The following is a 16,222-nucleotide window of genomic DNA, read 5'->3' as shown; positions in this document are numbered from 1 at the left end:
CTACTTTCTGTCACGCCCTTTATCGGTTTTGTATGCGCCCGAAATCGGCGTTGACTTGGAATTATGTCCTTGGCTATAAGGATTTATCCGGACTCTAGAGAATGCCGCTCACCGCGACCCGAGACGCGCCGCCGCGTCGTCCCCCATATCGCCGTCGACGAGAAGTTCTTCGACGGCCACAGCACCACCTCCGGTTCCGGCCGCGCCCGGCCGATCGCCGCAAGCCGTGCCCGGACCAGGCCCACAAGGAAAGAGTGAGACATGACCGAACCGACGGTCGAGCCCATCGCAGTCGTCGGGCTGGCCTGCCGGCTGCCCGGCGCGGGGGATGTGCCGCAGTTCTGGCGCAACCTCGTGGACGGCGTGGAGTCTGTGCGTTTCTACAGCCGGGATGAGCAGGCCGAACTCGGCGTGCCCGGCTACCTGCTGGACGACCCCGGCTTCGTCCGGGCCGCGTCCGTCGCCGCCGACTACGGCGCCCTCGACGCCGCCTTCTTCGGCATGTCGCCACGGGAGGCCGAGCTGCGCGACCCGCAGCAGCGCCTCTTCCTGGAGCTGGCGCACACCGCGCTGGAGGACGCGGGCTACGACCCGGCCCGCTACGACGGTGAGATCGGGGTGTACGGGGCCATCGGCTCCGACGAGTACCAGTGGCTCTACATCCGGCGCGACCGCAAGACCCACGCCTCGGCCGGCAACCTCGCCGTCTACGTGGGCAACCACCCCGACTACCTGGCGACGTTCGTCTCCTACAAGCTCGACCTGCGCGGCCCCAGCCTGACCCTGCACACCGCCTGCTCCTCCTCGCTGGTGGCCGTGCACGTGGCCTGCGAGGCGTTACGCGGCGGCGAGTGCGACATGGCGCTGACCGGCGGCGCCTCCTTCGAGCTGCCGCCGGAGTGGGGGTACCTGTACCACCAGGACGGCATCTACTCGCCCGACGGCCACTGCCGCGCCTTCGACGCCTCGGCCCAGGGCACCATCTGGGGCGGCGGGGGCGGCATCGCCGTACTCAAGAGACTGTCCGACGCCGTCGCCGACGGCGACCACATCCGCGCGGTCATCCGCGGCAACGCCATCAACAACGACGGCTCCTCGAAGGCCGGTTTCTCCGCGCCCAGCTCCGAGGGACAGGCCGGGGCGGTCGCGGGCGCGCTCGCGGTCGCCGGCATCGACCCGCGCACGATCACGTATGTGGAGGCGCACGGCACCGGCACCTCCGTCGGCGACCCGATCGAGGTGAGCGGGCTGAGTTCGGTGTTCGGCCGGGACACCGACGATGCGGGCTGGTGCGCGATCGGCTCGGTCAAGACCAACATCGGCCACCTGGGTCCGGCCGCCGGCATCGCCGGGCTGACCAAGACGGTCCTGGCGATCGAGCACGGCAAGATCCCGCCCACGCTCAACTACGAGCGGCCCAACCCGCGCATCCCCTTCGGCGCCAACCCGTTCCACGTGGCGGCCGAGCTGACCGAGTGGAAGTCGAACGGCGTGCCGCGCCGCGCGGGCGTCAGCTCCTTCGGCATCGGCGGCACCAACGCCCACATCGTGCTAGAGGAGGCGCCGCCGCTCCCTCCGGCCGTGCGTGAGCACCGCGGTCACCACCTGTTGCGGCTGTCGGCCCGCACGCCGTCCGCGCTGGCCGCCATGACGGAACGGCTGGCCGCCCGGCTCGCCACCGAGGATCTCGACCTGGCCGACGTCGCGCACACCCTGCGGACCGGCCGCCGCCGGTTCAAGCACCGCGCGGTCGTGGTGGCGGGCAGCCACGAGGAGGCCGTACGGGCACTCGGCGACCAGCGGCGCCTGGTCAGGGGCGTGGCCGGCAACCCGCGCGTGGCCTGGCTGTTCCCCGGTCAGGGCGCCCAGTACGAGGGCATGGGCCGGGAGCTGTACCAGACGGAGGAGGTCTTCCGCGACGCCGTCGGCGAGTGCGCCCGGCTGCTCGGCTTCGACCCGCTCACCCACGACGCCGAGGCGCTGCGGCGCACCGAGCTCACCCAGCCCGCGCTGTTCACCATCGAGTACGCGCTGGCCCGGCTCTGGCGCTCGTGGGGCGTCGAGCCGGCCGCGATGATCGGCCACAGCATCGGCGAGTACGTCGCCGCCACCGTCGCGGGCGTCTTCGACCTGCCCGGCGCGATCCGCCTGGTCGCCGCCCGTGGCCGGCTGATGCAGAGCATGCCGGCCGGCTCGATGCTGGCCGTCCGCCTGGACGAGCACGACGTACGGCCCGGCCTGCCCGACGGCCTGGTGATCGCCACCGTCAACGGCCCCGGCACCTGCGTGGTCGCGGGGCCGGAGAGCCTGGTCGCCGAGTACCGCGACCGGCTCACCGCGCAGGGCGTCACCTCGACCGCGTTACGCACCTCACACGCCTTCCACTCGCCGATGATGGACCCGATCGTGGGTGAGTTCCACCAGCTCGTCGCCGCCACCGAGCGCCGCGTGCCGGCGCTGCCGTTCCTGTCGAACGTGAGCGGCACCTGGATCACCCCCGCCGAGGCCGTCGACCCCGCCTACTGGGCTCGTCACCTGCGCGAACCGGTCCGGTTCGGCGACTGCGTGGCCGCGCTGGCGGCCGAGGGCGAGTGGCAGCTCGTCGAATGCGGCCCCGGCCGGCAGCTCTCCGGACTGATCAGGAGCCAGCTCCCGAAGACCGCGCCGAAGCCGCTCCCAAGCCTGCCCGGCCCCGCCGACTCCGGCTCCGACCTGCGGGTGCTGTACGCGGCGGCGGGCGCGCTCTGGGTCGCCGGCGCACCGCTTGAGGTCCCCGGCGAGCCCGGCCGCCGGGTCCCGCTGCCCACCTACCCCTTCGAGCGCACCCGCCACTGGGTGCCGGTCCAGGCCGACCCCGAGCTGGTCTACCCAAGGTCGCCCAGGACCGGCGCGCTGCCGATCGAGCAGTGGTTCAGCCTGCCCGCCTGGCGGCAGACCCCGCGGCCCGTCGCCGGCGCACCGCTGGGGGAGCGCCTGCTCGTGTTCGCCGGGCCCGCGAGCGAGCCGCTGACGGCCGCGCTGCGCTCGGCCGGCGCCGAGGTGGTGACCGTCCGCAAGGGCGAGGCGTACGGCGCCGCCGGCGGCTCGTTCACCCTGCGCCCGGGTTCCCGGGAGGACTGCGAGCGCCTGCTGGCGGAGATCGGGACACCCGGGCACGTCGTCCACGCCTGGGCCCTGGACCCCGGCACCGCGCAGGAGGACGGCTTCTCCACCCTGCTGGCGTTGTTCCAGGCGCTGGCCCAGTCCGAGCGGGAGAACGAGGTCCGGCTCGACGTCGTCACCGAAGGCGCGCAGAACGTGCTCGGCCACGACGTTCGCCGGCCCGAGCACGCCACCGTGGCCGGCATCGCCAACGTGCTGCCGCTGGAGGCGCCGTGGTTGTCGGTGCGCCACATCGACGTGGAGTCGGCCGCCGGTGACCTGGACGCGCTGGTGGCCGAGCTGACCGACGCCGTGACCACGCCGGTCGTCCTGCGTTCTGGACGCCGGTGGACGTTGCACCACGAGGCCGTCGAGCTGCCGCCGTCCCCCGACCCGATGGCCGGGCTGCGCGACGGCGGCGTCTACGTGATCACCGGCGGCCTGGGCGGCATCGGGCTCACCCTCGCCGAGGACCTGGCCACGAGTACTCGCGGCGCGGTGGTCCTGCTCAGCCGTACCGGCACGCCCGGAGCGCGGGCGCGGGCGGCCATCGCGCGCATGGAGGCGGCCGGGGCCGGGGTGCTCGTGCTGGCGGCCGACGTGACCGACCCGGAGGCGCTGCGCCGGGCGCGCGCGAGCGCGCTGGAGCGCTTCGGCCGCGTGGACGGCCTGGTCCACGCCGCCGGGCTGCCCGGCGGCGGCATGGCCGAGGTCAAGGATCCCGCCGACGCCGCCCGTGTCATGGCGCCGAAGATCGCCGGGACGCGGGCGCTGCGCGACGTCTTCGGCGACCTGGACCTCGACTTCGTCATGCTCTGCTCGTCCGTCACCGCCGTGGCCGGCGGCTTCGGCCAGGTCGACTACTGCGCGGCCAACGCCTTCCTCGACGCCTACGCCGCCACCTGGCCCGGCCGGGTGCTGTCGGTCGACTGGGGCGCCTGGCTGGAGGTGGGCATGGCCGCCGAGGTCGAGGCGCCCAAGGTCTTCCGCGCGCTCCAGCGCGGCGACCGGACCAACCCCCTGGCGCATCCGCTGCTCACCGAGCTGCACGAGCCCGGCGACGGCCGCCCGGCCTGGTGCGGTGGCAGGCTCTCACCCGCCACCCACTGGGTGCTGGACGAGCACCGCCTGGCCGGCGTCCCCGTCATGCCCGGCACCGGCTACCTCGAGTGCGCCCGCTTCGCCTTCACCTCAGTGGTGCCCGCCCCCGGCCCGGAGCACGTGGTCGAGCTGCGCGACGTCGCCTTCACCGCGCCGCTGCCGGTGACCTCCTCCGCCGAGCTGCGGGTGCTGTTCACCGCGACCGGCGAGGGCGCCGACTTCGAGGTGGTCAGCGTCGCCGGCGGCGCCCCGCGTACCCATGTGAGGGGCAGCGCCGCCTGGGTGGCCGGCGCCGCCGCGAGCACGGCCGACCTCGCCGGGATCCGTGCCCGCTGCTCGTACGGCACGCGCACGGAGAACATGTTCGCCTCCGCCTCCGGCCTGGTCACCTTCGGCCCGCGCTGGCGCAGCCTGCGCTCGGTCGCCCAGGGGGCGGGGGAGGAGATCGCCCTGCTGGAGGCGGCGCCGGAGACCGCCGCCGAGCTCGGCCGCTACGGCCTGCATCCGGCGCTGCTCGACGAGGCCACCGCGTTCGTCAGCGCCGCCGGTGAGCACAGCTACCTCCCGCTCGGGTACGGCCGGCTCACCGTGCACGCGCCGCTGCCGGCCAGGGTGTGGAGCCACGCCGTACACCGGGAGGGCGGCGGCGAGGTGATCGCCGTGGACGTCACGATGTACGACGACACCGGGCGGCCGGTCGTGGAGATCTCGGAGTTCGTGCTGCGGCGGGTGGACGTCGAGTCGGTCACCCAGAGCGTGGAGGAGGACGACGGGCAGCCGGAGGTGGCGGAGAAGTCGGCCGCCGCCGGTGTCGCGCTCGACCGCGAGGGCGCCCAGGCCGGCATCCTGCCCGCGCTGGGCGCCGAGGCCTTCCGCCGCCTGCTCGGGCACGCGGTCGGCACCCAGGTGGTGGTCAACGCCACGCCGCTGGCCGAGTTCGTGGCCGGGGTGCGTACGCTGACCAAAGAGACCCTGGAGGTGGCCCTTCCCGCGGGCGCCGCCGCCGAGGGCGGCGAGCAGGACGACACCGGCTACGTCGCGCCGCGGGACGAGGTGGAGGCCGCGCTGGCCGCGCTGTGGTCGGAGGTGCTGGGCACGCCGCGGGTCGGCATCGAGGACGACTTCTTCGAGCTGGGCGGCAACTCGCTGGTCGCGGTCCAGCTCATCTCGCTGATCCGCAAGAAGCTGGGCGTCCGGTTGCCGATGCGCAGCCTGTTCAGGGAGGCGACGGTGACCGGGATGGCCGCCCTGGTGGCACAGGCCAGGGCGGAGGGCGCCGCGCCGCGGTCCACCGGCATCACACCCCAGCCCAGGAACGCCCGCGGCTGAGCACCGTCCCGCACCCCGCTCGCCATCTCCGGAAAACATTCGCCGGGCGATGCAACGTCCTCGTCCCTTCGGCCGTCTGGGACATGACGACCGAAGGGACGACCAGTGGATGACGAGCCCGGCTTCGACGACTTCGTCGCAGAGCAGACGGACGCCCTGCTCCGCTACGGATACGTCCTGACCGGAAACCCGCATGACGCCGCCGACCTGGTCCAGGAAGCTCTGGTACGGCTGTGCGGAGCCTGGCCGAGGGTGCGGCGCAAGGACAGCCCGCACAGCTACGTCCGGACCACGATGGCGCGGTTACACATCAGCGTCTGGCGGCGGCGCAGGCGTGAACAGCTCACCGGAGAACCGCCGGAGCGGGTTCACCACGAAGTCTTCCTTCCCGACGAGGAACAGGGCCTGTGGCAGGAGCTGGCCGCGCTGCCCCGCAGACAGCGCGCCGTGCTGGTGCTGCGCTACTACGAGCAGCTCAGCGACGCCGACATCGCCGAGGTGCTCGGCATCTCTTCCGGAACCGTGCGCAGCCAGGCCTTCCGGGGCCTGGACAAGCTGCGTTCCTCCCTACCGGCGACCAACAGGAGCTTGCGATGACCGACCTGGAAGAGAAGCTGAGCCGCGTTCTTTCCGGGGCGGCCCGTCATGCGCCGCAGGCGCCCGCCGGGCTGGCCGCGACGGTCAAGACCCGCCATCGCCGGCGGCGCGCCGGGATCGCCGCCGTACGCGCGGCCGTGGCCGTGGTCCTGGTGGCCGGCGGGATGGGCGCGGTGGTGAGCGTTCTGGACGCGCCGGCCGGGCCGTACCCCGTGGTCAGCGCGACCGGCGAGGCCGGGCTGCCGGCGGACAGGATTCCGCCGCCCATCGAGAAGGTGTGGCCGCAGGCGGTCCACAAGATCCCGGCCAAGCTGCCCGGCGGCCGCGCGTACTACCCGCAACTGCTCCTGGACGATCGCACGCTGCTGGTCATGACGGGCGTGTCCGACGGGAAGCGGCAGTTCCTGTGGAGCTATGACCTGGGCACCGGCAAGCCCCGGCAGATCGCCGAGATCCCGGCGACGAAGGGATCGGCCATCTTCGCCGACGGCGTCGCCGCCGGTGGCGGCCACATCGTCTGGTGGGCGTCCTACAAGGAGGCGGGCGGCCCGCGCGTCGCCCGGATCTGGACGGTACCGGCCGCCGGTGGCCGGCCTCGGGCGGTGACCGACGTGCCGCTCGGAGACGTCATGAAGCAGGGGCACATCAACGGGCTGACGGTGACGGGTTCGGACGTGGTCTTCGCGTACGAGAAGGGCGGGGTTTACCGGGTGCCTCTGAGCGGGGGCACGCCGCGGCCGGTGAAGGGCGCCGAGCGGCACCACGTCCTGCGATGGCCGTGGGTGGGCGTCCACCACGGAAAGGCGATCTTCCGCGAGCTGCTCAACGCCGAGACCGGTGAACGGCGCGACGCCATGGTCAAGGCGGGCGAGGAGGTCAGGTGCGGCGTCGACCGGTGCGCGGGCGTGCTGGTGCGATACCAGACCGTCAAGGTCGAACGCCCCCGGGACCGCTCCGGCAAGGAGATCCGGTGCGGGACGCGCCGCTGCCCGGACACGGTACAGAACCAGACCATCCTGCGGAGCTTCGTCCGCGACCGCGACGGCTTCCGGGAACGCGAGCTGCCGGGCACCTTCCAGGTCGGCGACGACGCCGGCTTGGAGCGCTTCTTCAAGGTCACGCTGGAAGGACCGGGCAACCAGTCCGTCCTGACGCTGTACGACGCCGACACCGGCCGGTCCGCGGATCTCGGCATCCGCCCGGACGCGCGAGGAAGCATGGGAATCCCCGACGGCGGCCTGGACCGCCTGATGACCTACCCGATCAAGAACGAGATGTACGTCCTGGACCTGGCCGCGATCAAGTAGGCGAAGAAGGGCAAGGGCGATTCCCGCTACAGGGTGCTTGAATCCGGGCCGGTGTCGCCGGTGCGGGAGCCGAGAAAGGCGGCGATCGCACGATGAAGCCCGGCGGCCCCGCTGCCGGCGGTGATGGCATCGGCTTCCCGGCGCAGCACGGAGGCGATCGCGTCCCACTGGCCGCGAGTCAGCGTGAGGGTCACGGTCTGGCCGGGGTGCGGCCCGAGCCGCATGCCCTCGGCGTCGGCGTCGGCGGGCCGGTCAGGCAGCGCGGCCGAGCCGAGAGCACGCAGCTCACGCAGGCTCTGGCCGTGGTCGCCGGCGGCGCTCTCGCCGGCCAGCGCGGCATCGATGACCAGCCAGTGATCGACCGACATCGTGATCGCGATCGGGTCGCCGCCGCTGGTCGTCATGGCGGCGATCCTGCCTCATCCCGGCTTGGAACACCATGACCTCAGGAGCCCGCCGTCCGGCCATCACTAGGTTGTGGGATGCGGAGATTCGCGGACGTGCTCTGCGGGACCTGGAGGAGGCGGCGGAGCGGGACGGCAGGATCTCCGCCGCGGCCGGAGCGCTGGGCGACCGGCTGCGGGAGCTGGCGGGGCGGGTGACGCCGCGCGCCGAGTACGGACTGATCCACGGGGAGCTGGGTCCCGACCGCGTCCTGGTCGACGGGGACGGGCACGCCGTATTGATCGACATCGAGGGCCTGATGTACTTCGACGTCGAGTGGGAGCACGTCTTCCTCCGGCTCCGCTTCGGCGAGCGGTACGCGGCACTGTCCCGGCCGGGCCTCGATCCGCGGCGCCTCGACCTGTTCATGCTCGCGACGCGCCTGTCGCTGGTGGCCGGTCCGTTGCGCCTCCTCGACGGAGACTTCCCCGATCGGTCGTTCATGCTGATGATCGCCGAACACAACACCGAGGAGGCGCTGGCGCTTCTGCCGTGATGGCGTCGTGGCGGTTACCAGGCGGGGCCGGCGTAGGGCTGCGACCACAGGGCGATCTGCAGGGTGACGGCCTTGAACCAGGCCTGGAACATGGCCTCGACCTGGTCGTCGTCGTGCCCGTCCGCGGCCAGGAAGGGGCGGATCGTCGCGGTGATCGGGTAGATGAACGCGATGAGGTAGCGCAGCGAGATGTCGGGGACCGAGCCGGCCCGATCGGTGTGGTTCTTCTTCTCCCGGGTGTGGCGAAGGGCGATCTCGTGCTGGTAGGCCAGCCAGCGCTGGTCGTAGGGACGGGTGCAGGTGTCGATGATCCAGCGGCCGAAACGCGCCCGCACGCGCGTCAGGTACTCGCCGATCGGCTCGCCGCCGGGCGTGGAGAAGTAGGCGAGCAGGTGGGGGTGTGAGCCGACGAAGCCGTACCAGACGTCGAGGATCTGCTCGATCTGCCCGCCGAGGACGTCTCCGGCGGTCTTCAGCGCGGCCTGGTCGTCGGGGCCGAACAGGACACTGGCCTGCAGTTTGGCGAGGTCGTCCAGGGTGACCGGCGACGCGGTGAGCGCCGGGTCGTCGTGGGTGTATCCGGGGATCGGGCTGGTGGTGCTCATGTCGCTCCTTGGTCGTGTCGGAGAAAGGTGGATGAGGTTTCGGTCGCCTGGGGCGAGCCGTGCAGGATCACCACTGCGCGCACATGGGCCTCCTGTTCGTTGTGGTGCCTGCAGGAAGCATGCCACAATCTTGTTAGGAGTCCTACCTACTTGTGCGCCCAAGTCCGGGCGGCCTGTTCCGGTTCATGATCGGCGAGGAGCGGCAGGCGTGGTCCGTCGATGCCCTTGAAGACCGGCTACGCCGTGGCCGGCTCGTGTTCGTGGCAGTCGATACGCAGGTCGGCCAGGGCCAGCGGCGCCCGCAGCAGGTGGCAGTGGTGCGGCGCGGCGGGGTCGGCATGGGCGTGGGACTCGAAGAAGCGGCAGGTCGTGCACGTCCGCACGACGCTCACCACACCCCGGCGCTGCAGGTCCGCGATCACCCGCAGCAGGCTGTGCAGCGTCGTCGCCCGGTCGGCGTCCGGCAGCCTCGCGAACGCCTCCAGCAGCGGCCCGTCCCATGGCGCGAGCTGCCGCGCGACCTCCTGGCCGCCGTCGGTCAGGCTGAGCAGCCGCCGCCGCCCGTCGGGGCCAGGCGAGCGCGCCACGAGCCCCTTGCGCTCCAGCGCGGCGACGGCGTCGGACAAGGTCGGCGAGGTGACGTCGAACTCCGCGGCCAGCGCGCTCACCTCCCGGCGGCCCGCCGGCATGCGGACGAGGGCGAGCACCGTCTGCTGCTGCAGCGGAGACAACCCGTGCTCGCGGGCGCTGCTCTGGGCGAGCGAGCGCAAACCGTGCCCGAGGCGCTCGACCGCGTCGGCCAGCCGCCGTTCCAGGTCGCCTTCGCCGCGCTCCAGGCCGCCCATGCCGTCCGTCTCCGTCATGTACCCGCCCACAAAGATAGGACTCCTAACCCAGCCAGGATACAGTCCGGGTGCCGCGAGCGGCCGGGGTCAGGTCACGCGGCGGATCCGGGCCGCGGCCACGCCGCCGAGGACCAGGGCGACCAGCCCGACCGCCAGATCCACGAAGCCTCCGACGATGCCGTAGCCGGTGCCGGGACCACCCTTGGCGGCGGCCACCACCAGGGCGCCGATGACCATGCAGGCCGGCCCCGCCACCAGCGCCACAACGGCTCCTCTTCGCCAAGGGCCGGTGGGGCGGGCCAGGGCCAGCCCGCCGACGACCACGCCGGCCAGCCCGATCACCGCGGCGATCACCGACCAGAGACGGCCGGAGGTCATGTCGTAGGCGGCCACGGGCGTGACGGCGACGAGCAAGGGGTGAACGGACATGGGGAATCCTTCCGGGGCGTGGTCCGCTGTTCGCGACGAGTCGATCGTCTCCGCGTCGAAGCGGCCGCGCCTGCGACAGGGGATGGCAGCCTCTACGCCGTCCGGCGTGGCCGGCGGCGGCCCGTCTACGCTCGTCGTCGTAGGCGGTCGCGCTCTGGGGCGGAGTGTTCCGGCGGGCGGCGCCCGTAGGATCGCGGCATGGAACACCGCGTCATGCCGTTGCGCCTGCCCGCGTGGGCGCAGGAGGTGTCGCTCGCGCTGTTCATCACCGTGATGCAGGTTCAGGGCACGGTGGTCCGCAACGCCGGTGAGGTGGTGCAGCGGCCGCTGACCGACCTGGGATACGCGGGGTAGGGCCTGCTGATCGCCAGCGGCCTGGTCCTCGTGGTACGCCGCCGGTGGCCGGTGCCGGTCTTCCTCACCACGGCGCTGGCCAGCCTGGTGTACTACGGCCTGGACTTCCCCGACGGGCCCGGCTGGCTCGGGCTCTTCGTCGCCCTGTACACCCTCATGGCCTACGGCGACGGGCGGCGGTCGCTGGTGATCGCCGGTGCGGGCATCACGGTGCTCACCGTCGTCTGGCTGGTCGCCGCGGCCGGCATCGAGCCACGCGCGGCCATCGGCTGGGTGTTCTTCCGCATCGGCGCCTCGGTGATGAGCGCGGCCCTCGGCGAGTCCGTCCGGTCGCGGCGGGTCATCGCGGCCGAGGCTCAGCAGCGCGCCGAGCGTGCCGAACGGACCCGTGAGGAGGAAGCGCGGGCGCGCGTCGACGGCGAGCGGCTGCGGATCGCCCGCGAGGTGCACGACACGGTCGCGCATGCCATAGCGATCATCAACGTGCAGTCCGGGGTCAGCGCGCACGTGCTCGGCAAGCGGCCGGAGGTGGCGCGCGAGGCGCTGCGGGTCATCGAGCGGACCAGTTCGCGGGCGCTGGGGGAGATGCGGGCCATTCTCGGGGTACTGCGCGGCGACGACGGGGACCACGACGGGCGCATGCCGTACCCCGGACTGGGACAGATCGGCGAACTGACCGCCAAGGCGCGCGCGGCCGGACTCGACCTCACGCTTGAGGAGATCTCACCCACGGTGCCGGTGCCGAGCGCGGTGAGCGGCGCCGCCTACCGCATCCTGCAGGAATCGATCACCAACGTGATCCGTCACGCCGGCCCGACCCGGGTGACGGTGGCGCTGAAGGCCGGGGCCGAGGGCTTGGAGCTCCGCGTGTGCGATGCGGGGCGCCGGACCGTCTCGGGCGCTGAGCGCGCGAGCCCGGCCGGCGAGCCGGGCCGGGGCATCCTCGGCATGCGCGAGCGCTGCCGGCTGCTGGGCGGGGAACTCGCCGCCGGGCCGCTTCCCGGCGGCGGGTTCGAGGTCCATGCCCGGCTGCCTCTCCTTCCGAACGGCTCACCCGCATGAGCACGGCGGACCGCGCTCCGATCAGGGTGCTGCTCGCCGACGACGAAGGTCTGGTGCGGTCGGGGTTCAAGGTGCTGCTCGACCTCGAAGACGACATCACGGTGGTGGGCGAGGCCACCACCGGCGCCGAGGCGGTCGAGCGGGCCCGCGCCCTGCGCCCCGACATCGTCCTCATGGACATCCGCATGCCGAAACTGGACGGCATCCACGCCACCGCCCAGATCGCCCAGACGCGCGGCCTGGAAGAGGTCCGCGTCCTCATCCTCACCACCTACGACACCGACGAGCACGTCTTCGACGCCCTGCAGGCCGGGGCCAGCGGCTTCCTGCTCAAGGACGCGGGACCGGCCGAACTCCTGCACGCCATCCGGGTGATCGTCGCCGGACAGGCGCTGCTCGCGCCACGGATCACCCGGCGCCTCATTGGCCAGTTCACCGCGCAGCGCCGGGCCGCCCAGGCCGCCGAGGAACGGCTCGCCGTACTGACCGACCGCGAACGCGAGGTGCTGGCCCTGGTGGGCCGGGGCCTGAACAACGACGAAATCGGCGGGGAACTGTTTCTCAGCCCCGCCACCGCGCGTACCCACGTCAGCCACGCGATGGCGAAACTCGGCGCACGCGACCGCGCGCAACTGGTGGTCATCGCCTACCAGACAGGTCTGGTCGACCGCTGACCCCAGAAGCGCCGGTGGCCTCGGTCAGGTCCAGGTGAGCCGCTCGGCCAGCAGCGCCTGCTGGGCGGGGTTGGCGGTCAGCTCCAGTGCCCGCTCGTCGCAGGCCCGCGCCTGCCCGGCCCGGCCCAGTTCGCGTAGCAGTTCGGCGCGGGTGGCGTGCCAGAGCGCGTAGGCGGCCAGGTCGTGCTCCAGCGCGTCGACCTCGGCCAGCGCGACCGCGGCGCCGTGCACGTGGCGCAGGGCGATCGCCCGGTGCAATCGGGTGATGGGCGAGGGAGCGAAGTGCGCCAGCATGTCGTAGAGCACCAGGATCTGCGCCCAGTCGGTGTCGGCGAACGACGGCGCCTCCGCGTGGCAGGCCGCGATCGCCGCCTGCAGCTGGTACGGCCCCGGCCGCCGATGTGCCCGCGCCGCCCGCGTCAGCAGCGTGGCCGCCTGCTCGATCGCCCGGTGGTCCCAGCGCGAGCGGTCCTGGTCGGCCAGCAGCACCAGCCGGCCGCGGTCGTCGAAACGGGCCGGGCCGCGGGCCCGGTGCAGCCGGATCAACGCCAGCAGCCCGGCCACCTCCGGCTCGCCGGGCACCAGATTGGCCAGCAGCGCGGCCAGCCATTCGGCGTCGTCGACCAGGTCCCGCGCCTGGGCCCGCTCGCCGGTGCTGGACAGGTAGCCCTCGTTGAACAGCAGATAGACGACCGACAGCACCGAGGCCAGCCGTTCCGGCAGTTCGTCGGCCGCGGGGACGCGGTAGGGGATGCCGGCCTGGCCGATCTTCTTCTTGGCCCGGGTGATGCGCTGGGCCACCGTCGCCTCCGGCACGACGAACGCCGCGGCGATCTGCGCCACCGACAGCCCGCACACCACCCGCAGGGTGAGGGCGATCCTGGCCTCCGGGGCAAGCGCCGGATGACAGCAGGTGAAGATCAGCCGCAGCCGGTCGTCGGCCTCCTGCGGCTCCGGCCAGCGCAGCTGCGCCAGCTTGGCCCGGTAGTTCGACTCCCGGCGCAGCACGTCCAGGCCCCGCCGCCGGGCGACCGTGTACAGCCACGCCTGTGGCCGGTCCGGAACCCCCTCCTCCGGCCAGCGGCGCAGCGCCGTCTCCACCGCGTCCTGCACCAGATCCTCGGCGGCCGAGAAGTCGCCCAGCAGCGAGATCAGGCTCGCCGCCAGCCGGCCCGCGTGCTCACGCAACACCTGCGCGAGCACGCGCGCGCTGTCGGGCGGGTCGGCGGGGCTGGTCATGAGACGGGGCGGATCTCCACGATCGGGCACGCCGGCCACGAGCGGGCCATCTTCAGCACCTCGTCGAGATCCGCGACCTCGACCTCGGCGAACCCGCTCACCACCTCCTTGCCCTCCATGTACGGCCCGTCGGTGACGACCGGCTCGGCACCGTCCAGGCGCATGGTGGTGGCGGTGTGCACCGGCGCCAGGTGCACATGGTGCGTGATCACGGCGGCGTTGTCGGTGAACCACCGGCCCACCGCCTCATAGGCCTCGCGCTGCTCCAGCTCGCCCATCTCCTCCAGCTGCCGGGCGAACCGCTCGGTCTCGATGAACATCAGCACATACTTCATTCTCTGTCTCCTCCCGCTTGTCGATGATGTACCCGGACGCGTTCAGCCGGCCGGCAACGTGGCGTACAGGTCGACGCCGCATCCGTCCGGGTCTGCCACCGTGGCGTAGCGCATGCCCCAGAACGCGTCGAACGGCTCGGCGATCCCCCGGTAGCCGGCCTCGGCGAGCTCGCGGTACTTGGCGTCCACCCCGGCCGGGGTCTCGAACTCGAAGCACAGCAGCGTGCGCGGCCCGCCGGACGGCTTGCTCCAGCCCGGCAGGAACGGGGTGCGAAACCCCTCGGTGTCGAGCATCACGTGCAGCCCGTTCGGCAGGTCACAGCCGGCGTGCTCCGGCGAGTACTCGTCGATCTTGAACTCCAGCCCGAGCCGGCCGTAGAAGGCGATCGAGGCCCGCAGATCGGACACCACGATGTCGATGATGTTGAGCGTCGGATTCATGACGCGCGCTCCCAGTGTTCTCCCGGGGGCCCGTGGACCGGACCCTTCACCAGCACGACGATCGGCGGGACCCTCGATACGACACCTGCACACGTGTTCCGGGCCGGGATCTCCGCTCGCTACGGCCGGACCAGGATGACGTTGCCGAGCGAGCGCTGGCCCGTCGCGTCCGATGGACGGTTGACGATGCCGGTGCCGGCGGTGGCCATGACGCTGGAGCCGCCGCCGTCGAGGTTCATGGCCTCCACCGCGCCGAGCCGCTTCATCAGCTCGGCGGTCTGCGCGATGCCGAGCCCCTCGCTGTAGCCGGCCTGCCGGCCGTCGACCACCACGAGCATCAACCGGCCGCGCGCGTCGACGCCGATCATGGAGCGCGGGTTGGCGCGCACGGTCCAGTTGTAGGTGAACGTCTGGTCCGCGCCCTCACGGATCAGGCCGTCGGCCCCGGCGTTGACCGACGTCCGTCGGTCGCGGACCAGGGTGGGCCCGACCTGCAGGATCGTGGTGCCGGGGGTGAGGGGGACGCGGTGTCCCCGGCTGTCCTCGACGCGTTCCGAGACGGTCAGCCGCCGTCCCGGCCTGGCGTGTTCGAGCAGCCAGGCCGTACTGTCGCCGATGGCCTGGATGACCGACCCGCCGGGCGGGACGCTCGCACCGCGCGTGGTGTTGACCGCGAGGACCTCGCCGCGCGCGTCGAGCAGGGCCTCGGCGCCTTCACCCTGCGGGGGAACGCCCCATTCGGGGGTGAAGCGCACCAGCTCGCTGGAGTCGGTGCACTTCAGGTCGTGCTGCGGCTTCTGCGTGGGCTGGTCGCCGCCGCCGCCGCAGTTCCAGATCTCGCCCGGCACCCGGTTGACCCCGTCGAGCTCGATCGACTCCCGGCCGGCGCGCAGGGTCACGCGCGCGGTGTACGCGTCGACGTCGACCCGGCGGCCACCATGCGTGATCTTGATGCCGCCGCGGCCCTGGGTGGCGGAGCCGAGAAGCTTGCCGTCCTTGACGTACAGCCCGCCCGGGGCGCTGTTGTAGAACCACTGGGCGTTGATCCCGGCCGCGGCGCCGCTGGCCGCCATCAGGTCGGTCAACGTCTCCGCGCCCTTCAGCGCCGGCCCGAAGTCGGTGTCCACGGTGCCGCGGAACCGGCGGAAGTCGACGCGCAGCACATGGACCTTCTGCGGCGCGCCCGCGTCGGCGCCGTCCTGCGCGGTGTAGCGGGTGCCGCCGGCGAAGCCCGCCGCCTTGACCTGGGCCAGCGCCGTCGCCGCCGCGCCGCTGGTGGGGTAGCGGCCCACCCGGACGATCCAGCCGAGCACGCCCGCCGGACGGTCGGCGAACTCGGGCAGGTCAACCTGCTCCAGGCGGGGTTCGAAGCCCTTGTCCCGTAGCGCGCCGGCGACCCGGTCGGCGATCTCCTTCGAGCCGAGCGCGGTCGCGGCCGTGCCGAGCGGGCCGTCGATGGTCGCGGGGAGGTAGACGTGCACCGTCCAGACGTCGCCGGGGTCCTGCGCGCCCAGCGAGAGCGTGCTCAGCGTCACGCCCGGAGGGAGCTGCGCCGGGGTCGCCGCCGCGGGAGCGGCCGTGGTGGCGGGCAGCAGGACGGCGAACGCCGTCGCGAGGCACGTTAAGGCGGGTCGAACTCTGTGCTGCATGTGCGTCCTTCTGGTCTCGGGCCGTCGTGAGGCCTCATTGACTACCGGTCTCCCGGAGCCGCCGTCAAGACGATGTACGAGGGCTGCGCCGTACCGCCGCCGCCGAGACTGATCGCGTACACGCGCCGTTCACCCCACTTGACCTGCACGGTCACCGATGCTTGACGGCGGCGC

At 72.6% G+C, this 16,222-nt stretch carries 15 protein-coding genes; 7 read left to right on the top strand and 8 right to left on the bottom strand.

Annotation, left to right across the window (positions count from 1 at the left end):
* Positions 1 to 261 precede the first annotated feature (261 nt).
* The 3 genes from ACFWY5_RS45455 to ACFWY5_RS45445 all read left to right on the top strand — a co-directional run bounded on the left by ACFWY5_RS45455 (position 262) and on the right by ACFWY5_RS45445 (position 7,475).
* Positions 262 to 5,571: an SDR family NAD(P)-dependent oxidoreductase gene (locus ACFWY5_RS45455; RefSeq protein WP_379638586.1), complete on the top strand. Its 5,310-nt coding sequence runs from the start codon at positions 262 to 264 to the stop codon at positions 5,569 to 5,571.
* Positions 5,572 to 5,676: 105 nt separating this feature from the next.
* Positions 5,677 to 6,168, top strand: coding sequence for a SigE family RNA polymerase sigma factor (locus ACFWY5_RS45450; protein ID WP_379638585.1), 492 nt, complete (start codon positions 5,677 to 5,679; stop codon positions 6,166 to 6,168).
* Positions 6,165 to 7,475 carry a TolB family protein gene (locus tag ACFWY5_RS45445; RefSeq protein WP_379638584.1) on the top strand — a complete coding sequence of 437 codons (1,311 nt, stop codon included), beginning with the start codon at positions 6,165 to 6,167 and terminating at the stop codon, positions 7,473 to 7,475. Before ACFWY5_RS45450 ends, ACFWY5_RS45445 begins: the two co-directional genes overlap by 4 nt.
* Positions 7,476 to 7,501: 26 nt before the next feature.
* Here the strand turns inward: ACFWY5_RS45445 and ACFWY5_RS45440 are convergent, their stop codons facing one another.
* A complete protein-coding gene (locus ACFWY5_RS45440) occupies positions 7,502 to 7,879 on the bottom strand; it encodes a hypothetical protein (RefSeq protein WP_379638583.1) in 378 nt (125 codons plus the stop codon).
* A 35-nt stretch (positions 7,880 to 7,914) separates the two neighbouring features.
* Between ACFWY5_RS45440 and ACFWY5_RS45435 the strand changes: the two genes are divergently transcribed.
* Complete coding sequence (locus ACFWY5_RS45435) at positions 7,915 to 8,415, top strand: hypothetical protein (protein WP_379638582.1); 501 nt, start codon at positions 7,915 to 7,917, stop codon at positions 8,413 to 8,415.
* A gap of 14 nt (positions 8,416 to 8,429) precedes the next feature.
* Here the strand turns inward: ACFWY5_RS45435 and ACFWY5_RS45430 are convergent, their stop codons facing one another.
* The 3 genes from ACFWY5_RS45430 to ACFWY5_RS45420 all read right to left on the bottom strand — a co-directional run bounded on the left by ACFWY5_RS45430 (position 8,430) and on the right by ACFWY5_RS45420 (position 10,294).
* The gene (locus ACFWY5_RS45430) at positions 8,430 to 9,020 is read right to left on the bottom strand and encodes a protoglobin domain-containing protein (RefSeq protein ID WP_379638581.1); all 591 of its coding nucleotides are present in this window, start codon (positions 9,018 to 9,020) and stop codon (positions 8,430 to 8,432) included.
* 236 nt (positions 9,021 to 9,256) lie between these two features.
* On the bottom strand, positions 9,257 to 9,883 hold the full coding sequence (locus tag ACFWY5_RS45425; protein WP_379612653.1) for a MarR family winged helix-turn-helix transcriptional regulator: 627 nt from the start codon (positions 9,881 to 9,883) through the stop codon (positions 9,257 to 9,259).
* A 69-nt stretch (positions 9,884 to 9,952) separates the two neighbouring features.
* Complete coding sequence (locus ACFWY5_RS45420) at positions 9,953 to 10,294, bottom strand: DUF6223 family protein (protein WP_379638580.1); 342 nt, start codon at positions 10,292 to 10,294, stop codon at positions 9,953 to 9,955.
* Positions 10,295 to 10,492: 198 nt separating this feature from the next.
* On the opposite strand from ACFWY5_RS45420, the gene ACFWY5_RS45415 reads away from it, so the two are divergent.
* The 3 genes from ACFWY5_RS45415 to ACFWY5_RS45405 are packed head-to-tail and all read left to right on the top strand — an operon-like array spanning position 10,493 to position 12,384.
* The gene (locus ACFWY5_RS45415; RefSeq protein ID WP_379638579.1) at positions 10,493 to 10,648 is read left to right on the top strand and encodes a hypothetical protein; all 156 of its coding nucleotides are present in this window, start codon (positions 10,493 to 10,495) and stop codon (positions 10,646 to 10,648) included.
* Positions 10,649 to 10,678: 30 nt separating this feature from the next.
* Positions 10,679 to 11,710 carry a sensor histidine kinase gene (locus ACFWY5_RS45410; protein WP_379638578.1) on the top strand — a complete coding sequence of 344 codons (1,032 nt, stop codon included), beginning with the start codon at positions 10,679 to 10,681 and terminating at the stop codon, positions 11,708 to 11,710.
* A complete protein-coding gene (locus ACFWY5_RS45405) occupies positions 11,707 to 12,384 on the top strand; it encodes a response regulator (RefSeq protein ID WP_379638577.1) in 678 nt (225 codons plus the stop codon). Before ACFWY5_RS45410 ends, ACFWY5_RS45405 begins: the two co-directional genes overlap by 4 nt.
* A gap of 24 nt (positions 12,385 to 12,408) precedes the next feature.
* Here ACFWY5_RS45405 and ACFWY5_RS45400 read toward each other — a convergent pair whose 3' ends face one another.
* The 4 genes from ACFWY5_RS45400 to ACFWY5_RS45385 all read right to left on the bottom strand — a co-directional run bounded on the left by ACFWY5_RS45400 (position 12,409) and on the right by ACFWY5_RS45385 (position 16,048).
* On the bottom strand, positions 12,409 to 13,623 hold the full coding sequence (locus tag ACFWY5_RS45400; RefSeq protein WP_379612652.1) for an RNA polymerase sigma factor: 1,215 nt from the start codon (positions 13,621 to 13,623) through the stop codon (positions 12,409 to 12,411).
* Positions 13,620 to 13,958: a YciI family protein gene (locus ACFWY5_RS45395; protein ID WP_379612651.1), complete on the bottom strand. Its 339-nt coding sequence runs from the start codon at positions 13,956 to 13,958 to the stop codon at positions 13,620 to 13,622. The genes ACFWY5_RS45400 and ACFWY5_RS45395 overlap by 4 nt, the downstream gene beginning before the upstream one ends.
* Before the next feature lie 42 nt (positions 13,959 to 14,000).
* A complete protein-coding gene (locus tag ACFWY5_RS45390) occupies positions 14,001 to 14,399 on the bottom strand; it encodes a VOC family protein (protein ID WP_379612650.1) in 399 nt (132 codons plus the stop codon).
* A 119-nt stretch (positions 14,400 to 14,518) separates the two neighbouring features.
* A complete protein-coding gene (locus tag ACFWY5_RS45385) occupies positions 14,519 to 16,048 on the bottom strand; it encodes a phosphodiester glycosidase family protein (protein ID WP_379638576.1) in 1,530 nt (509 codons plus the stop codon).
* Positions 16,049 to 16,222: the final 174 nt, after the last annotated feature.

Source organism: Nonomuraea sp. NPDC059007 (assembly GCF_042740555.1).
In the GTDB taxonomy this organism is placed as follows: domain Bacteria; phylum Actinomycetota; class Actinomycetes; order Streptosporangiales; family Streptosporangiaceae; genus Nonomuraea.
The sequence above is the reverse complement of the archived record's forward strand: the minus strand, read 5'-3'. Positions and strand labels throughout refer to the sequence as shown.